The sequence below is a fragment of the Streptomyces sp. NPDC058289 genome (assembly GCF_042880975.1).
In the GTDB taxonomy this organism is placed as follows: domain Bacteria; phylum Actinomycetota; class Actinomycetes; order Streptomycetales; family Streptomycetaceae; genus Streptomyces; species Streptomyces stoeckheimensis.
On sequence record NZ_JBHVYI010000027.1, the window covers coordinates 20,262 to 34,655 of the forward strand.

General features: G+C 71.7%; 16 protein-coding genes. 8 read left to right on the forward strand and 8 right to left on the reverse strand.

All coding sequences use genetic code 11. The annotated features are described in order from the left end of the window. Positions 1-230: 230 nt before the first annotated feature. Entirely contained in the window at positions 231-1,250 is a 1,020-nt protein-coding gene (locus ACFVX6_RS16285) for a DUF5937 family protein (protein WP_389691906.1), read from the forward strand. Between the two features lie 183 nt (positions 1,251-1,433). Then, positions 1,434-2,459, forward strand: coding sequence for a glycoside hydrolase family 6 protein (locus tag ACFVX6_RS16290; protein WP_389691908.1), 1,026 nt, complete (start codon positions 1,434-1,436; stop codon positions 2,457-2,459). 56 nt (positions 2,460-2,515) lie between these two features. Here ACFVX6_RS16290 and ACFVX6_RS16295 read toward each other — a convergent pair whose 3' ends face one another. The 5 genes from ACFVX6_RS16295 to ACFVX6_RS16315 all read right to left on the reverse strand — a co-directional run bounded on the left by ACFVX6_RS16295 (position 2,516) and on the right by ACFVX6_RS16315 (position 7,736). Continuing rightward, the gene (locus tag ACFVX6_RS16295; RefSeq protein ID WP_389691910.1) at positions 2,516-4,537 is read right to left on the reverse strand and encodes a galactose oxidase-like domain-containing protein; all 2,022 of its coding nucleotides are present in this window, start codon (positions 4,535-4,537) and stop codon (positions 2,516-2,518) included. 3 nt (positions 4,538-4,540) lie between these two features. Beyond that, positions 4,541-6,304: a glycosyltransferase family 2 protein gene (locus ACFVX6_RS16300; RefSeq protein ID WP_389691912.1), complete on the reverse strand. Its 1,764-nt coding sequence runs from the start codon at positions 6,302-6,304 to the stop codon at positions 4,541-4,543. Positions 6,305-6,475: 171 nt separating this feature from the next. Then, entirely contained in the window at positions 6,476-7,090 is a 615-nt protein-coding gene (locus ACFVX6_RS16305; RefSeq protein WP_389691914.1) for a C39 family peptidase, read from the reverse strand. Between the two features lie 8 nt (positions 7,091-7,098). Continuing rightward, entirely contained in the window at positions 7,099-7,395 is a 297-nt protein-coding gene (locus ACFVX6_RS16310; RefSeq protein WP_250744763.1) for an MTH1187 family thiamine-binding protein, read from the reverse strand. After that, positions 7,392-7,736: a DUF3817 domain-containing protein gene (locus ACFVX6_RS16315; protein WP_327254988.1), complete on the reverse strand. Its 345-nt coding sequence runs from the start codon at positions 7,734-7,736 to the stop codon at positions 7,392-7,394. Before ACFVX6_RS16315 ends, ACFVX6_RS16310 begins: the two co-directional genes overlap by 4 nt. A 172-nt stretch (positions 7,737-7,908) precedes the next feature. Here ACFVX6_RS16315 and ACFVX6_RS16320 point away from each other — a divergent pair, with 172 nt between their 5' ends. The 5 genes from ACFVX6_RS16320 (at position 7,909) to ACFVX6_RS16340 (ending at position 11,263) form a co-directional block, all read left to right on the forward strand. Beyond that, positions 7,909-8,547: an AIM24 family protein gene (locus tag ACFVX6_RS16320; RefSeq protein ID WP_389691917.1), complete on the forward strand. Its 639-nt coding sequence runs from the start codon at positions 7,909-7,911 to the stop codon at positions 8,545-8,547. Then, entirely contained in the window at positions 8,547-9,197 is a 651-nt protein-coding gene (locus tag ACFVX6_RS16325) for an AIM24 family protein (RefSeq protein WP_250744760.1), read from the forward strand. Before ACFVX6_RS16320 ends, ACFVX6_RS16325 begins: the two co-directional genes overlap by 1 nt. Positions 9,198-9,208: 11 nt before the next feature. Then, positions 9,209-10,012 carry an AIM24 family protein gene (locus ACFVX6_RS16330; protein ID WP_389691987.1) on the forward strand — a complete coding sequence of 268 codons (804 nt, stop codon included), beginning with the start codon at positions 9,209-9,211 and terminating at the stop codon, positions 10,010-10,012. Positions 10,013-10,081: 69 nt separating this feature from the next. Further along, on the forward strand, positions 10,082-10,558 hold the full coding sequence (locus tag ACFVX6_RS16335) for a MarR family winged helix-turn-helix transcriptional regulator (protein WP_389691989.1): 477 nt from the start codon (positions 10,082-10,084) through the stop codon (positions 10,556-10,558). Positions 10,559-10,678: 120 nt separating this feature from the next. Continuing rightward, a complete protein-coding gene (locus ACFVX6_RS16340) occupies positions 10,679-11,263 on the forward strand; it encodes a PepSY domain-containing protein (protein ID WP_389691919.1) in 585 nt (194 codons plus the stop codon). 71 nt (positions 11,264-11,334) lie between these two features. On the opposite strand, the gene ACFVX6_RS16345 is transcribed toward ACFVX6_RS16340, so the two are convergent. The 3 genes from ACFVX6_RS16345 to ACFVX6_RS16355 all read right to left on the reverse strand — a co-directional run bounded on the left by ACFVX6_RS16345 (position 11,335) and on the right by ACFVX6_RS16355 (position 13,757). Further along, positions 11,335-11,409 (reverse strand): 50S ribosomal protein bL37, encoded by a 75-nt coding sequence (locus tag ACFVX6_RS16345; protein ID WP_099895366.1) that lies wholly within the window; start codon positions 11,407-11,409, stop codon positions 11,335-11,337. 40 nt (positions 11,410-11,449) lie between these two features. Then, complete coding sequence (meaB, locus tag ACFVX6_RS16350) at positions 11,450-12,454, reverse strand: methylmalonyl Co-A mutase-associated GTPase MeaB (RefSeq protein WP_389691921.1); 1,005 nt, start codon at positions 12,452-12,454, stop codon at positions 11,450-11,452. Positions 12,455-12,560: 106 nt separating this feature from the next. Beyond that, a complete protein-coding gene (locus tag ACFVX6_RS16355) occupies positions 12,561-13,757 on the reverse strand; it encodes an acetyl-CoA C-acetyltransferase (protein WP_389691923.1) in 1,197 nt (398 codons plus the stop codon). A gap of 136 nt (positions 13,758-13,893) precedes the next feature. Between ACFVX6_RS16355 and mce the strand changes: the two genes are divergently transcribed. Next, positions 13,894-14,322: a methylmalonyl-CoA epimerase gene (gene mce, locus ACFVX6_RS16360; RefSeq protein WP_274549601.1), complete on the forward strand. Its 429-nt coding sequence runs from the start codon at positions 13,894-13,896 to the stop codon at positions 14,320-14,322. Positions 14,323-14,394: the final 72 nt, after the last annotated feature.

Genomic DNA, 14,394 nt, shown 5'->3' on the forward strand with positions numbered 1-14,394 from the left:
CCGACCGGCTAGCACGCCCGTCCCGCCCGACTCGACCGGTCCGACCGGTCCGACCGGCTAGCTCGTCCCGACCGACCAGCCCGTCCGACCAGCCCCGTCCGCCCGTGACCCGCCCGACCGGCCCATCCGACCAGCCCGGTCCGCCCGGCCAGCCCGCCCGGTCCGCCCGGCCAGCCCGGCCCACCCGGCCGGCCCGGCGGGCCCGACCCGCCCCACCCCCGGAGGGGCCCGTGCCGTTCCACTTCCGCTTCGGCCCCGCCGACCTCCTGCGGTGCCGGTTCTCGATCTCGCCCCGCTGGGAGACCCAGGAGGCCGTACGGGTCCTGCTGGACCAGCGCCGCCACGCCTACCACCTGCCCTGGCTCCGCGGGATCCGCACGGCGGCCGCCGGGCTGGACCTGCGGCCGCTGTGGCTGCTGATGCCGCGCACGGGACACAATCCGGACTTTCTCAGCCCGCCGCCGACGGGCCCGTCGGTCACCTTCGAGGAGGAGCTCGCGCGGGTCCGGGCCGCCGATCCGCAGGAGGCGCGGGAGGACCTGCGGCGCTCCCTGGTCTGCACCCCCGGCGCACTGGAGAGCGCGGCCGGGCAACGGATGCTGGCGGACCCGGAGCGGGCGGTCCGGGAGCTGGCCGACCTCTACGAGCAGGCCTGGCGGGCGTTGGTCGCCCCGCACTGGCCCCGGCTGCGCGCACTGCTGGAGGCGGACATCCTGTTCCACTCCCGGCGGCTGGCCGCGGGCGGGCTGGAGGCCCTCTTCGACGGCCTCCACCCGGATCTGAGCTGGTCGGGGAACACCCTCAGCATCGCCCGCCGCGGCCATCACGACCGCTCCCTCGACGGCCAGGGGCTCCTCCTCATGCCGAGCGCCTTCGTCTGGCCGGAGGTGGTGGGCGGCTACGACCCGCCCTGGCAGCCCACCCTGGTGTACCCGGCCCGGGGCATCGGCGCCCTGTGGACCGCTCCCGCGGGCCCGGCCCCCCGGGCCCTGGCCCGCCTCCTGGGCCGCGCCCGCGCCGACGTCCTGTGCGAACTGACCGAGCCGGCCTCGACCACCGCCCTGGCCCACCGCCTGTCCCTGGCCCCCTCGACGGTCTCCGCCCACCTGAAGACCCTCCAACAAGCCGGCCTCCTCATCCCCTCCCGCCACGGCCACCAAATCCTCTACGAACGCACCCCCCTGGCCATCGCCCTGACCGGCGCCGATCCCGGCCCCGCCGGGACCGATCCCGGCCCCGCCGTCGTTTGAGGCGCGGGGGTCCGGGCGCAGCCCGGGGAACGGAGGAAGGGCGGGTGGGGGACGGCACCGCCGCAGCGCCGCACCCTCCCCCCACCCGGCCGCACTCGGCAGTGTCGCGCCCCGCCCCGACTGCCCGTCATGTCACGATGACCCGGCCCGCAGCCGCCCGCCCCTTCGCCCCGAGGAAGCCGGATGCCAGCCCGCCGCCCCCGCAGCCGCCCCGCCACCCTCCTCACCGCAGCCCTCGCCCTCACGGCGGCAGCCGCCTGCACCCCCACTCCCACGGCGCAGCCGGAATCCGCACCGCCCCACCACCCGGCAGGGGTCGGCCTCGTCGACGAGTCCCCGTTCTGGGTGGACCCGCAGAGCGACGCCGCCCGCCAGGTCACCGCCTGGGAGGCGCAGGGCCGCAACAGCGACGCCCAGGTGCTGCGCCGCATCGCCGACCGGCCGATGGCCCTGTGGGGCCCGGCCGGCGACCCCGGCCCGGAGATCCGCCGGGCCGGGGCGAGCGCCCGCGCGGCCGGCCGCACGCTGGTCCTCGTCGCGTACAACATCCCGTACCGGGACTGCGGGCAGCACTCGGCGGGCGGCGCCCGGGACGCCACCGCCTACCGGAGCTGGATCGGCGCCTTCGCCGACAACATCGCCGACGCCAAGGCCCTGGTCGTCCTGGAGCCGGACGCGGTCCCGCACCTCGTGGACGGCTGCACCCAGGCCGACCACCGCGACGAACGGCTGCGGCTGCTCTCCGAGGCCGTCGACCGGCTCAAGCGCAACAAGAACACCAAGGTCTACCTGGACGCCGGCAACCCGGCGTGGATCCCGGACCCGAAGAAGCTGGTCGATCCCCTCTACAAGGCGGGACTCGACCGCGCCGACGGCTTCTCCCTCAACGTCTCCAACTTCCAGCCCAGCGCGGCCGGCCGGGAGTACGGCGCCGCCCTCTCCAAGGCCACCAAGGGCAAGCACTTCGTCATCGACACCAGCCGCAACGGCGACGGCCCGCTCCAGGGCGACCGCAGCCAGGCCTGGTGCAACCCGCCGGGCCGGGCGCTGGGCACACCGCCGACCGACGGGACGGGCGACCCGCTCGTGGACGCGTACCTCTGGGTCAAGCGGCCGGGCGAATCGGACGGCACCTGCCGCGGCGGCCCCCCGGCCGGGAAGTGGTGGCCGGACTACGCCCTGGGCCTGGCCCGCCGCGCAACGGACTAGGCCGGGCAACATCCGATAGAGACGGCCTAGCCGCCGGGCCGCCGATACGGCAGGCCCTAGCTCAGCCAGCCGTCCCGCGACGCCGGTGACGGCGGGGACTCCGGCGGCGCCGGCGCCGGAGCCGGCCGCACCCGGACCCACTTCGCCACCGACGGGGTCCCGTCCGCGTCCGTCACGAACAGCATGTACCAGCCGGGCGGCACCAGCGTCGGGTCCGCCGGCACGGCGACCGTCACCGTGTCGGCCGTCTTCTCCAGCCCGAGCTCGATCGAGCGCTGCTCCACGTCGGTGGTGTGCGTGACCGCGCTCGGCCGCATCAGCCGGGCCCGCTGGATCCGCTCCGCCTTCGGTGCCCGGAAGGTGGCGCTGCCGCCCAGCCCGACCTCCTCGGGCCCCTCCCCCAGGACCGGCCGCAGCGCCGGGTCCCGGTGCAGGTACGGCGGGCTGTACACCTCCAGCCGGTGTTCGAACCTGCCCAGCCTGGTGTTGTCCTTGTCCGCGAAGAGCGGGTCGGAGCCGAAGGTCGCCACCCGCCCGTCGGGCAGCAGCAGTGCCTCGGAGTGGTAGTTGCGCCCGACCGTCGGGGCCGCGGCGGCCACGAAGGTGTCGGTGCGCGGGTAGTAGAACTGCGCCTTGCGGATGTCGCTGGCGCCCCGGCCCCGGTAGTCGGCGGAGCCGCCCGTGGTGAAGACGGAGTCGTCGGGCAGCAGCACGCTGCTGAGGTAGCGCACCCGCTGCGGCAGCCGGGCCGTCGACCGGAAGACCGGCACCTCCGCCTTGAGGTCCACGACCGCCGTCCGGTCCGTGGACAGCCGGGACTCGCCGACTCCGCCGCCGCCGAGCACCATCACCTTCTGGTCCTGGGCCGGGGGGAGCAGTACGGACGAGGAGGTCTCCAGCTGGTCGGCGTCGGCCAGTCCGCCGACCTTCCGGTACTGGTTCGTCGCCAGGTCCCACACGCCCGGCTCGCGTCCCTTGCCCTTGGGTCCGTAGCCCGCGTTGGAGCCGGTGTAGAGCAGTTTGCCGCCCTGGGTGAGGAAGAGGGCGGGGTAGGTAGGGAAGTAGCGGAAGGGCCCCTTGGACCACTTCTTGGTCTTCGGGTCGTAGTACTCGTTGTCGCCTGGTACGACGTCGCCCACGTCGTTGAGCCCGGACACCGCGAGGACCCGCCCGTCCTGGAGGCCCACCAGGGTCGGGTACCAGCGGGCGTCCTTCATCGGGTCGACCGGTACGTACTTCTCCGCCAGGGGGTCGAACTCGTAGGCGGACTTGATGCCCTGGAAGTCCTGCTTGCCGGCGCTGAGCCGCTCCGCGAGCCCGTAGACGTTGGCGGCGTCCTTGCCGGTGAGCCCGGTCACCGTGTACTGGGCGGCCTGGGTCGTCAGCCCCGCGGCGCCCTCCCGGACCGCTTCCACGAAGACGCGCGCCTCCGCGGCGACCACCTTGGTCTTCCACGGCATCATCTGCCCGCCGCGCCCGTAGGCGACCTCGAACCGCCGGGTGGCCTTGGGGACGGTGACGGCGAACTTCGACACGTACTCGACTCCGGAGGGGGACCGGAAGACGGTGCCCTTCGCCAGTCTGACCGCCTTGTCGGGGCTCTCGTTCTTGACCCGCATGCCGCCGCCGGCCCGGGTGACCTTCCCGCCGAGCACCTCGTAGCGCGCGGTCCCGCCGGCCACCAGGAGCTGTCCGTCGGGGAGTTGGCTGTGGCCCGAGCAGAAGAAGTCCTCCGGGGTCGGGATCTTCTTGAAGCTGTCGTCCTTCGGGTCCCACAGGACGGTGGAGAAGGTTCCCTTGTCGAAGTTGCGCTGGTCGTTGCCGGAGCCCGCGATCAGCAGCACCTTGCCGGTGCGCAGCAGAGCCGCGTGCATGGCGTTGATCCGGTACTCCTCGGGGAGCCCGATCAGCCCCCAGGAGCCGTACTGGACGCGGTAGCTGGACTGCCCGATCTTGTACGAGTGGTAGCGGTCCCCGGCGAAGGAGAGCGCGGCGGGCGCGTTGAGCGCGAGCAGCACGGCGACGGCTCCGGCACCCAGGGCCGTCTTCTTGAACTGCTGCGAAGGCCGGTACGACATGGCTCAGTTCCCTCCCCCCGTCGTCGCGAACGCCTGCTCCGGCTCCTCGCCCGGTTCGGGGCCCCCGCCGGGCGCGGCCCGGGCCGTCCGGGCGCGCAGCTCCGTCAGGGCCCATACGGCCGGCGGGGCGAGGGTGACGGCCAGCGCGAGGACCGCCCAGATGCGCATGGCCGCGTGGGTGTGCTCGTAGCGCACGGAGGCCGCGAGGGAGACGAGGAGGACGGCGGCCCAGAAGAGGTGGATGCGGAAGGTCGCGAGCCGGTCGGGGCTGGCGACGCCGCCCTTGGGGGTGACGACGAAACGGCCCCGGGTGCGCAGCACCGCCGAACCGAGCGACCTCAGGTAGACCGGCGCGCAGACGGCCGACATCGCCATGCCGGCGAGCCCGCCGGAGCCCTCCGGCTCGTGGGGCGAGACGTTGTGGCGGCGGTTCCACAGGTACAGGCCGACCTGGAGGGCCGCGGCGTCGGTGTAGAGCATCAGCCAGACCTCGGAGGAGACCTGGGTGCCGGAGGCCCCGAACCACAGGAACAGCACGCAGCTGAGGACGCCGAGGAGCCAGTTGACGGCGGTCATCGGGTAGTAGACGAGCATCAGGGTGTAGTTGAGCCAGCGTCCCGGGGGCATCCGGAAGCAGCCGCGCCAGTACTGCCGCAGGAGGGTCTCGTACGTCCCTCTCGACCAGCGCAGCTGCTGCGTGAAGAAGTCGGTCCACGTGCTCGGCCCCTCCCCCACGGCGAGCACGTCGGGGGTGTACACGGACCGCCAGAACCGCCCGGTGCCGGGATTCCTGCTCCGGTGCAGCTCGAAGCCGGTGGCCATGTCCTCGGTGATCGAGTCGTAGAGGCCGCCGACCTGGCGCAGCGCGCTGATCCGGACGGCGTTGTTGGTGCCGACGAACATGGGGGCGCCGTAGCGGTTTCCCGCGCGCTGGATCAGCGCGTGGAAGAGGTACTGCTGCGACTCGGCGGCCTTGGTGACCGAGGCGGTGTAGTTGCCGTAGACCTGCGGGCCGACGACGAAGGCGATGTCGGGGTCGCGGAAGAAGCCGAGCATCCGCTCCAGGTACTGCGGGAGCGGCACGTGGTCGGTGTCCACGGAGGCGAAGTAGTCGTAGTCCCCGCCGTGCCGGGCCAGCCAGGAGTTGTAGTTGCCGTGCTTGGTCCTCGCCCGGTGGGCCCCTTCGGCCGCGTTCCAGTCGGCGACGCCCTTGCGGGTGAAGTGGTGCACGCCGAGCGCGGTGCACAGCTCCCGGGCCCCGGGGTCGTCGCCCTCGTCGAGGAGCCAGACGTCGAGGGGCCCGTCGTGCCGGACGGCCACGGCCCCGCGCAGGGTGGCGGCCGCCATGGAGAGCGGTTCCTTGCCGGGGACGTAGGTGGTGAGGAAGGCGACGCGGGTGCCGGGCTCGGCGGGGACCGGGACGGGGTCCCGGGCGACCATCGTGGCGTGGGCGATCGAGACCACGTTGACCACCATGAAGAGCATGATCAGGGCGACGGATCCGAGCATCACGGCGTCGAGCCGGACGAGCCAGCCCTCGCCGCCCTCCCGGACCGTCCGGTGCGTGGGCCAGACGAGGTAGAGCAGCAGCCCGACGGCTGCGACGGGGGCGAGCGTCATGAGCGCGACGGCGCGTATTCGGGTCCGGAGGTCTTCGCGCGCGAGCAGGGAGCGGTACCTCACGCGGTAGGCGACGGCGGGATCCGGTTCCTCACAGCGGCCGGCCAGCCGGCTGTGGGTCTCGTAGTCGAAGGCTTCGTGCCGCACGGTTTCCTCCAGCGCTCGAAACCGAGGTACGTCTCCCAACGAAAGGGGAGATACCTCGACCTGTCGAACTGGACGCACCCGACCGGGCGGTTCCGTTCCGTGCCCTCACGGCCAGGGCCGAACGGGTCACCGCACGGTTCCCGCCCCGGTGTGCGCCGCCGTCCGCGCCCGTCAGCCGGCCCGGCCGCCGAGCAGGATGCCGCGTCCGGCGTAGAAGCGGTCCAGGTCGGACCAGGCGACGGGCGCGTACTGCTGGGAGCCGTCCGGGAAGCCGGAGGGATTGTGCAGCAGGACGGCATCGTCGGTGGCCCCGACGGCGAGCACCAGGTGACCGCCCCTGGCCTCCACCGCGGAGGCCTGGGTGCGGATCGACCAATGCACCGACAGCATCGCCAGCCCGCCCCCGGCGAGCGCGTCCCGGACGGCCTGGTGGTCCAGTACGGGCACCGAGCGGGCGTCCAGGCCCCAGCGGGCGTTCACGTACTCGGCGAACGGCTGGTAGATCAGCCCCTGCACGGAGTCCCCGTCCCGCACGTACGCCCCGGCCCCGCAGAGCTCCTTCACCAGCTCCACCGACGGCGGTACCGGGAGCTCCAGGCGGCCCAGCACCATCCGCAGGCAGGCCACTCCGCACATGCGGGGCGCCCAGAAGGCGTACTCCTCCGGGGAGTCCGCGCCGGACCCGGCCCACAGGGGATCCCGCGCCGCGTCGGCCCCCGCGACGAACTCGGGCACCAGCGCGGCGGACTCCCACTGGGAGTAGTACGGGACGGCGTGCTTGATCATGGAGACGGTCAGCCCCCGGCGAGGTGGCGTTCCACCGTTTCCATCTTGGACGTCATGCCGTCCGTGACGCCGGGGCGGATGTCGGCCTTGAGGACGAAGGAGACCCGGGGCGCGCGCGCCTCCACGGCGGCCACCGCGCGCTTGACCACGTCCATCACCTCGTCCCACTCCCCCTCGATGGTGGTGAACATGGCGTCCGTGTGGTTCGGCAGCCCCGATGCGCGGACGACGCGGACCGCGTCGGCCACGTACTCGCCGACCTCTTCGCCGACGCCCAGCGGGGTCACCGAGAACGCGATCATCATGCGCGGGCCGCCTCGCGGGCGCGGGCGGCGAGCACGCCGGCCGTCTCGTCGCGCTTGAGCAGCCGGTCGCCGTAGAGCCCGCCGAAGGGGATCAGCGCCAGCAGGAAGAACAGGGCGACCTTCTTCAGGGGCCACTTCGCCTTGAACCAGACGTCCAGCAGGAAGACACCGTAGATGACGAACAGGATCCCGTGGATGATGCCGAGCGGCATCATCAGGTAGTCGATGTCCGAGATCCGGCTCAGCACCGAGCCGAAGATCAGCAGCGCCGGGAACGAGAGCGCCTCCGGTACGGAGATGAGGCGCAGCCGGTGCAGGGCGGAAGCGGTCTTGATGTCCACGTGGAACCTTCGGGGTGGATGCCGGGGGTCCGTCCCAGTGTCTCAGCAGCCCCGGGCGATCTTGGCGCGGGGCCCGGGGTCCCGGGCGGAACGGGGTGTACCGGGACGGGTCGGGACGGATATCGGCCAACGGGCCCTGTTCGGTGCCGCCCGCTGCGGATAACGTCTTCCCGTGGCTCAGTTCCGACTCCAAGGCAGCAAGGTGCTCGCCGTCGACCTGACCGGGGACGCCGTGAAAGCGAAAAACGGCTCCATGGTCGCGTACGACGGCCAGATGGCCTTCAAGAAGATGACCGGCGGCGGCGAAGGCCTCCGCGGAATGGTGACCCGGCGGCTCACCGGCGAGCAGATGACCGTGATGGAAGTGCAGGGTCACGGCACCTGCTTCTTCGCCGACCGGGCGAGTGAGATCAATCTGGTCAATCTGCGCGGCGAGAAGCTGTACGTCGAGTCCAGCAACCTGCTGTGCACCGACGCCGGCCTGCGCACCGGCACCACCTTCACCGGCCTGCGCGGTGCTACGACGGGCAACGGCCTGTTCACCACGACCGTCGAGGGCAGCGGGCAGGCGGCGATCATGTCCGACGGCCCGGCGGTGGTGCTCCGCGTCAGCGCCCAGTACCCGCTCTCCGTCGACCCGGGGGCGTACATCGCGCACACCGGGAACCTCCAGCAGTCCTTCCAGTCCGGCGTGAACTTCCGCACGCTGATCGGCGAGGGCTCCGGCGAGGCGTTCCAGATCCGCTTCGAGGGCGATGGCCTGGTGTACGTGCAGCCCAGCGAGCGCAACACCATCGGGGGCGACGTCTGATGCCGTTCCGCGAGATCAACTCGAAGATGGTCGAGGCCCAGGTCGTACCGGGGCAGAAGATGTACAGCCAGCGGGGCGCGATGCTCGCCTACCGCGGCGAGGTCTCCTTCACCCCCAGCCTGACCGGCGGCCAGGGCGGCGTGATGGGCATGATCGGGCGCCGCGTGGCGAACGAGCAGACCCCGCTGATGGAGGTCGAGGGCAGCGGCACGGTGATGTTCGGTCACGGCGGCCACCACATCCAGGTCATCAGCCTCACCGGCGAGACGCTCTACGTGGAGGCCGACCGGCTGCTCGCCTTCGACGGCACCCTGCAGCAGGGCACGATGTTCATGGGCGCGCAGGGCGGGGTCATGGGCATGGTGCGCGGCCAGGTGACCGGCCAGGGCCTGTTCACCACCACCCTCAAGGGCCACGGCTCGGTGGCGGTGATGGCCCACGGCGGGGTCATCGAGCTGCCGATCCACCCGAACCGCCCGATCCACGTGGACCCGCAGGCCTACGTCGCCCACCACGGCGAGGTCCGCAACAAGCTGTCCACGGCGCTGGGCTGGCGGGACATGGTCGGGCGCGGCTCGGGCGAGGCGTTCCAGCTGGAGCTGTCCGGTCAGGGCGCGGTGTACGTACAGGCCTCGGAGGAGAAGCTGTGAACTTTGGTCCCGTGACCGGTGGACCGGGAGGTCCGACCGTCTTCGACCCGTACACCCTGCCGTCCGACGACAACGTCAACGCCTACACCTTCTGCGTGGAGCTCAAGGGGAGCCAGTGGTTCCTGCAGAAGGGCAAGATGATCGCCTACTACGGGCGCATCGAGTTCAACGGCATCGGCCACGGCCGGTTCGACCGGCTGCTGCGCACCAGCTTCCACTCGCCGCTGCACGCCGCCGACTGGGTGGTGGCCGAGGGCCAGGGCAAGATGCTGCTGGCCGACCGGGCCTTCGACGTGAACTCGTACGACCTGGACAACGGCAACCTGACCATCCGGTCGGGCAACCTGCTCGCCTACCAGCCCTCGCTCGCGCTGAAGCAGTCGATCGTCCCGGGCTTCCTCACCCTGATCGGAACCGGGAAGTTCGTGGCCGCCTCCAGCGGCCCGGTGGTGTTCATGGAGCCGCCGCTGCGGGTGGACCCGCAGGCGCTGGTGGGGTGGGCGGACTGCCCCTCCCCCTGCCACCACTACGACCACGGGTACATGTCGGGCGTGATCGGCGGCCTGCGCTCGCTGACCGGTATCGGGGGCTCCTCGGGCGAGGAGCACCAGTTCGAGTTCGTCGGGGCGGGTACGGTTCTCCTCCAGTCCTCGGAGATGCTGATGGCGGAGCAGGCGGTCGGGGCCGTGGGCGCCGGAGCGGCCACGGGTCAGGCTCAGGGCGTTCCCGGCCAGGGACAGGGTCCGCTGGGGCAGCTCGGCGTACCGCGGATGCCGGGGCAGCTGGGTGACATCCAGAGGCGCTTCGGGCTGTAGGAAACCTCTCACCTCGCCGTATTTTTGTACGCAATTCAACTTCTTAGGTAGAGTTCTTTCATGGAGACCATCGAGACCGAGACGGCCACGCCCTGGCTGACCGACGCCGAGCAGTGCGCCTGGCGCACCCACCTGGACGTCAGCAGACTGCTGTCGCACCAGCTGGAAAAGGACCTCCAGCCGTTCGGGCTCACCAACAACGACTACGAGATCCTCGTGAACCTCTCCGAATCCGAGGAACACCGGATGCGGATGAGCGATCTCGCGACGTCGACGCTGCAGTCCAAGAGCCGGCTCTCCCACCAGATCACCCGCATGGAATCGGCGGGCCTCGTCCGCCGCGTGAACTGCGAGTCCGACCGCCGCGGGCTCTACGCCGTCCTCACGCCCGAGGGCATGGAGACGATGCGCAAGGTCGCCCCGCACCACGTGGCGTCCGTCCGCCGACACTTCATCGACCTGCTCCCGCCGGACGCCCTCGCCGCGCTGCGCGCCGCGCTCGGCCCGGTCGCCGAGCACCTGCGCGCGGGCCGCGGCAAGGCCTGAGCCCCGGGTCGCTCGGCGCGCCCATCCCGGCGGATCACCGGACAATGGGGGGAACGCACTCGCAGCCGGCCCACGCCGAGCGACCGTAGGCGCACATGGTCGGCCTGAGGAGGTTCAGTCATGCAGCGCAACACGTACGTTTCAGCGGCCGCGGCCGTGGTCCTGGCCCTGGGAGGCCCGGTGGCGGCCGCGGCGACGGCATCCGCCGCCACGCCGACGGCCCTGCCCGCGGCCACGGCCGCGCGCGCCGAGATCACTGCCGAGGCGGCGGCCGCCGCGGCCCTGAAGGCCTACCCGGGCGTCATCGAGTCCCTCGACCGCGACGGAGCCGTCTGGCACGTGGACGTGATCAGCAAGGACGGCACCCACGCCGCGCTGGAGGTGGACGCCGCGACCGGCGGCGTGACCCGGGAGGACCAGGACGACGAGCAGCAGGCCGACGAGTACGCCAACCTGCTCGCCGCGAAGGTGACCGCCGACCAGGCGATCAAGACGGCCCTCGCCGCCCACCCCGGCAAGGTCTGGTCGGTCCAGTGGGACGACGATGACGACGACAAGGGCCGCGCCGCCTACTGGGACGTCGAGGTCAAGACGACCGACGGCAAGACCCGGAACGTGCACGTGGACACCGCGACGGCCAAGGTGCTCCCGTCCGACTCGAACGACAACGGGAACGACAACGACGACAACGACGACGGCAACTAGCCACCACGTACGGAAGCCGCACCCCGTGGACGGGGTGCGGCTTCCGTGTGGTCATTCGTCTGTCACCACGGTCAGGCGTTGGGACGCTTTCCGTGGTTGGCCTTCTTCTTCTTGCGGGCTCGCTTCTTGTTGCCGCGCTTCGCCATGAAACCTCCCTGCGTCGGGGCATTCCGGGCGTTCGCCAGTCTATGACCGGCCCTCGGGCTTCGCATCCGGTTCCGTCGGTTCCGCCGATTCCGTCAGGGTCGCCAGCAGTGCGTCCGAGGCCGCGTACGGATCCAGCTCGCCCGCCGCCACCCGCCCGGCCAGGGCGTCCAGGTGGGCGTCGCCGTGCACGTCGGCCAGCCGGGCCCGCAGGGCGGTGATCGCAATGGTTTCCACCTCGCGCGCGGCCCGGGCCGTACGGCGCTGCGCCAGCACCCCGTGCTCGTCCATCCACGCCCGGTGCTTCTCCAGCGCCTCGACCAGCTCGTCGATGCCCGTACCGCGCGCCGCGACGGTCTTCACGATCGGCGGCCGCCAGTCGCCCTTGCCCCGGGACTCCCCCAGGCTCAGCATGTGGTTCAGCTCCCGGGCGGTGGCGTCCGCGCCGTCCCGGTCGGCCTTGTTCACCACGTAGACGTCGCCGATCTCCAGGATGCCCGCCTTCGCGGCCTGGATCCCGTCACCCATCCCGGGGGCCAGCAGCACCACCGAGGTGTCGGCCTGCGCCGCGATCTCCACCTCCGACTGCCCGACCCCGACGGTCTCGACCAGGATCACCTCGCAGCCGGCCGCGTCCAGCACCCGGATCGCCTGCGGGGCGGCCCAGGCGAGTCCGCCGAGGTGGCCGCGGGTGGCCATGGAGCGGATGTAGACCCCCGGGTCGGAGGCGTGGTCCGACATCCGCACCCGGTCGCCGAGCAGCGCGCCCCCACTGAACGGCGAGGACGGGTCGACGGCCAGGACGCCGACCCGCTTGCCGGCCTGCCGGTACGCGGAGACCAGCGCCGAGGTGGTCGTGGACTTGCCGACGCCCGGGGAGCCGGTGAGGCCCACCACGTACGCGTTGCCCGTGAGCGGCGCCAGCGCCGCCATCACCTCGCGCAGCTGCGGGGACGCCCCCTCGACCAGCGAGATCAGCCGGGCGACCGCTCGCGGCCTGCCCTCACGGGCCTGGGCCACCAGCTGGGGGACGTCCACCGCCGTCATTCTTGCTGCGCTCCTTCGTTCTCGCGGGTCCCACGGGCCCCACGGGCCCCGCGGGTCTCGTACGGGTACGGCTACGGGTGCGGGCGGCCGGGCGGCCGCCCCTCCCCTACGGGACGCGGACGATCAGGGCGTCGCCCTGGCCGCCGCCACCGCACAGGGCGGCCGCACCGACCCCGCCGCCGCGGCGCTTGAGCTCCAGCGCCAGGTGCAGCACCACACGGGCGCCGGACATGCCGATCGGGTGACCCAGGGCGATGGCGCCGCCGTTGACGTTCACCTTTTCCGGGCTCACGCCGAGGTCCTTCATCGACTGCACGGCGACCGCCGCGAAGGCCTCGTTGATCTCGATGAGGTCGAGGTCCTCGACGCCGAGGCCCTCCTTCTTCAGGGCGTGCAGGATCGCATTGGAGGGCTGCGACTGGAGCGAGTTGTCCGGACCCGCCACGTTGCCGTGGGCGCCGATCTCGGCGAGCCACTCCAGGCCCAGCTCCTCGGCCTTGGCCTTGCTCATCACGACCACGGCGGCCGCACCGTCGCTGATCTGCGAGGAGGTGCCCGCGGTGATGGTGCCGTCCTTGGCGAAGGCCGGACGCAGCTTGCCGAGGGACTCGACGGTGGTCTCGGCCCGGATGCCCTCGTCCTGCGAGAACACCACCGGCTCGCCCTTGCGCTGCGGGATCTCGACCGGGGTGATCTCGGCCTCGAAGACGCCGTTCTTCTGCGCGGCGGCGGCGCGCTGGTGGGAGGTGGCCGCGAAGGCGTCCTGCGGGGCCCGCTCGATGCCGAGGCGGGTGTTGTGCTTCTCGGTGGACTCGCCCATCGCGATGTTCTCGAAGGCGTCGGTGAGGCCGTCGTAGGCCATCGCGTCGAGCATCTCGATGGCGCCGTACTTGAAGCCCTCGCGGGACTTCGGCAGCAGGTGAGGGGCGTTGGTCATGGACTCCTGACCGCCCGCGACCACGATGTCGAACTCCCCGGCCCGGATGAGCTGGTCGGCCAGGGCGATGGCGTCGAGGCCCGACAGGCACACCTTGTTGATGGTGAGCGCGGGCACGTTCATGGGGATCCCGCCCTTGACGGCGGCCTGGCGGGCGGGGATCTGGCCCGCGCCGGCCTGGAGCACCTGGCCCATGATCACGTACTGGACCTGGTCGCCGGAGATCCCGGCCCGTTCCAGCGCGGACTTGATGGCGAAGCCGCCGAGGTCGGCACCCGAGAAGGACTTCAGCGAGCCGAGCAGTCGCCCCATGGGCGTGCGGGCCCCGGCGACGATCACTGACGTGGTGTTGTTCGTTCCGGACATGGAGCACAGCCCCTTGAGATGAGGAGTGAACGAGGGTTTACCCGAATGTACTGAGCGGTACCCGTGCCGTCACCGGCACGTCAGTGTGATCGCGCGCACGTTGCGTAACCGCCCCCGGTAGCGCTGCACTGTGTCCATGCTGACAAGAATCGACCACATCGGGATCGCCTGCTTCGACCTGGACAAGACGGTTGAGTTCTACCGTGCCACGTACGGCTTCGAGGTGTTCCACTCCGAGGTCAACGAGGAGCAGGGCGTCCGCGAAGCCATGCTGAAGATCAACGAGACCTCCGACGGCGGAGCCTCGTACCTCCAGCTCCTGGAGCCCACCCGCGAGGACTCCGCGGTCGGCAAGTGGCTGGCCAAGAACGGCGAGGGCGTCCACCACATCGCCTTCGGCACCGAGGACGTCCAGGGCGACTCGGAGGCCATCCGCGGCAAGGGCGTCCGCGTCCTCTACGACCAGCCCCGCACCGGCTCGATGGGCTCCTCGATCACCTTCCTGCACCCCAAGGACTGCCACGGCGTCCTCACCGAACTGGTCACGAGCAACCCCGACCACTGATGTCCCGTTTCCCCGGCCGGTAGAGTGGCTCTGGCTCGGCCGGGGTTCGGTGCGGAGACGGGGTCGGGGCCT

Coding starts and splice junctions, on each gene's coding strand:
- ACFVX6_RS16290 (WP_389691908.1), top strand. CDS start 1,434: ATGCCAGCCCGCCGCCCCCGCAGCCGCCCCGCCACCCTCCTCACCGCA.
- ACFVX6_RS16295 (WP_389691910.1), bottom strand. CDS start 4,537: ATGTCGTACCGGCCTTCGCAGCAGTTCAAGAAGACGGCCCTGGGTGCC.
- ACFVX6_RS16305 (WP_389691914.1), bottom strand. CDS start 7,090: ATGATCAAGCACGCCGTCCCGTACTACTCCCAGTGGGAGTCCGCCGCG.
- ACFVX6_RS16310 (WP_250744763.1), bottom strand. CDS start 7,395: ATGATGATCGCGTTCTCGGTGACCCCGCTGGGCGTCGGCGAAGAGGTC.
- ACFVX6_RS16325 (WP_250744760.1), top strand. CDS start 8,547: ATGCCGTTCCGCGAGATCAACTCGAAGATGGTCGAGGCCCAGGTCGTA.
- ACFVX6_RS16340 (WP_389691919.1), top strand. CDS start 10,679: ATGCAGCGCAACACGTACGTTTCAGCGGCCGCGGCCGTGGTCCTGGCC.
- meaB (WP_389691921.1), bottom strand. CDS start 12,454: ATGACGGCGGTGGACGTCCCCCAGCTGGTGGCCCAGGCCCGTGAGGGC.
- ACFVX6_RS16355 (WP_389691923.1), bottom strand. CDS start 13,757: ATGTCCGGAACGAACAACACCACGTCAGTGATCGTCGCCGGGGCCCGC.
- mce (WP_274549601.1), top strand. CDS start 13,894: ATGCTGACAAGAATCGACCACATCGGGATCGCCTGCTTCGACCTGGAC.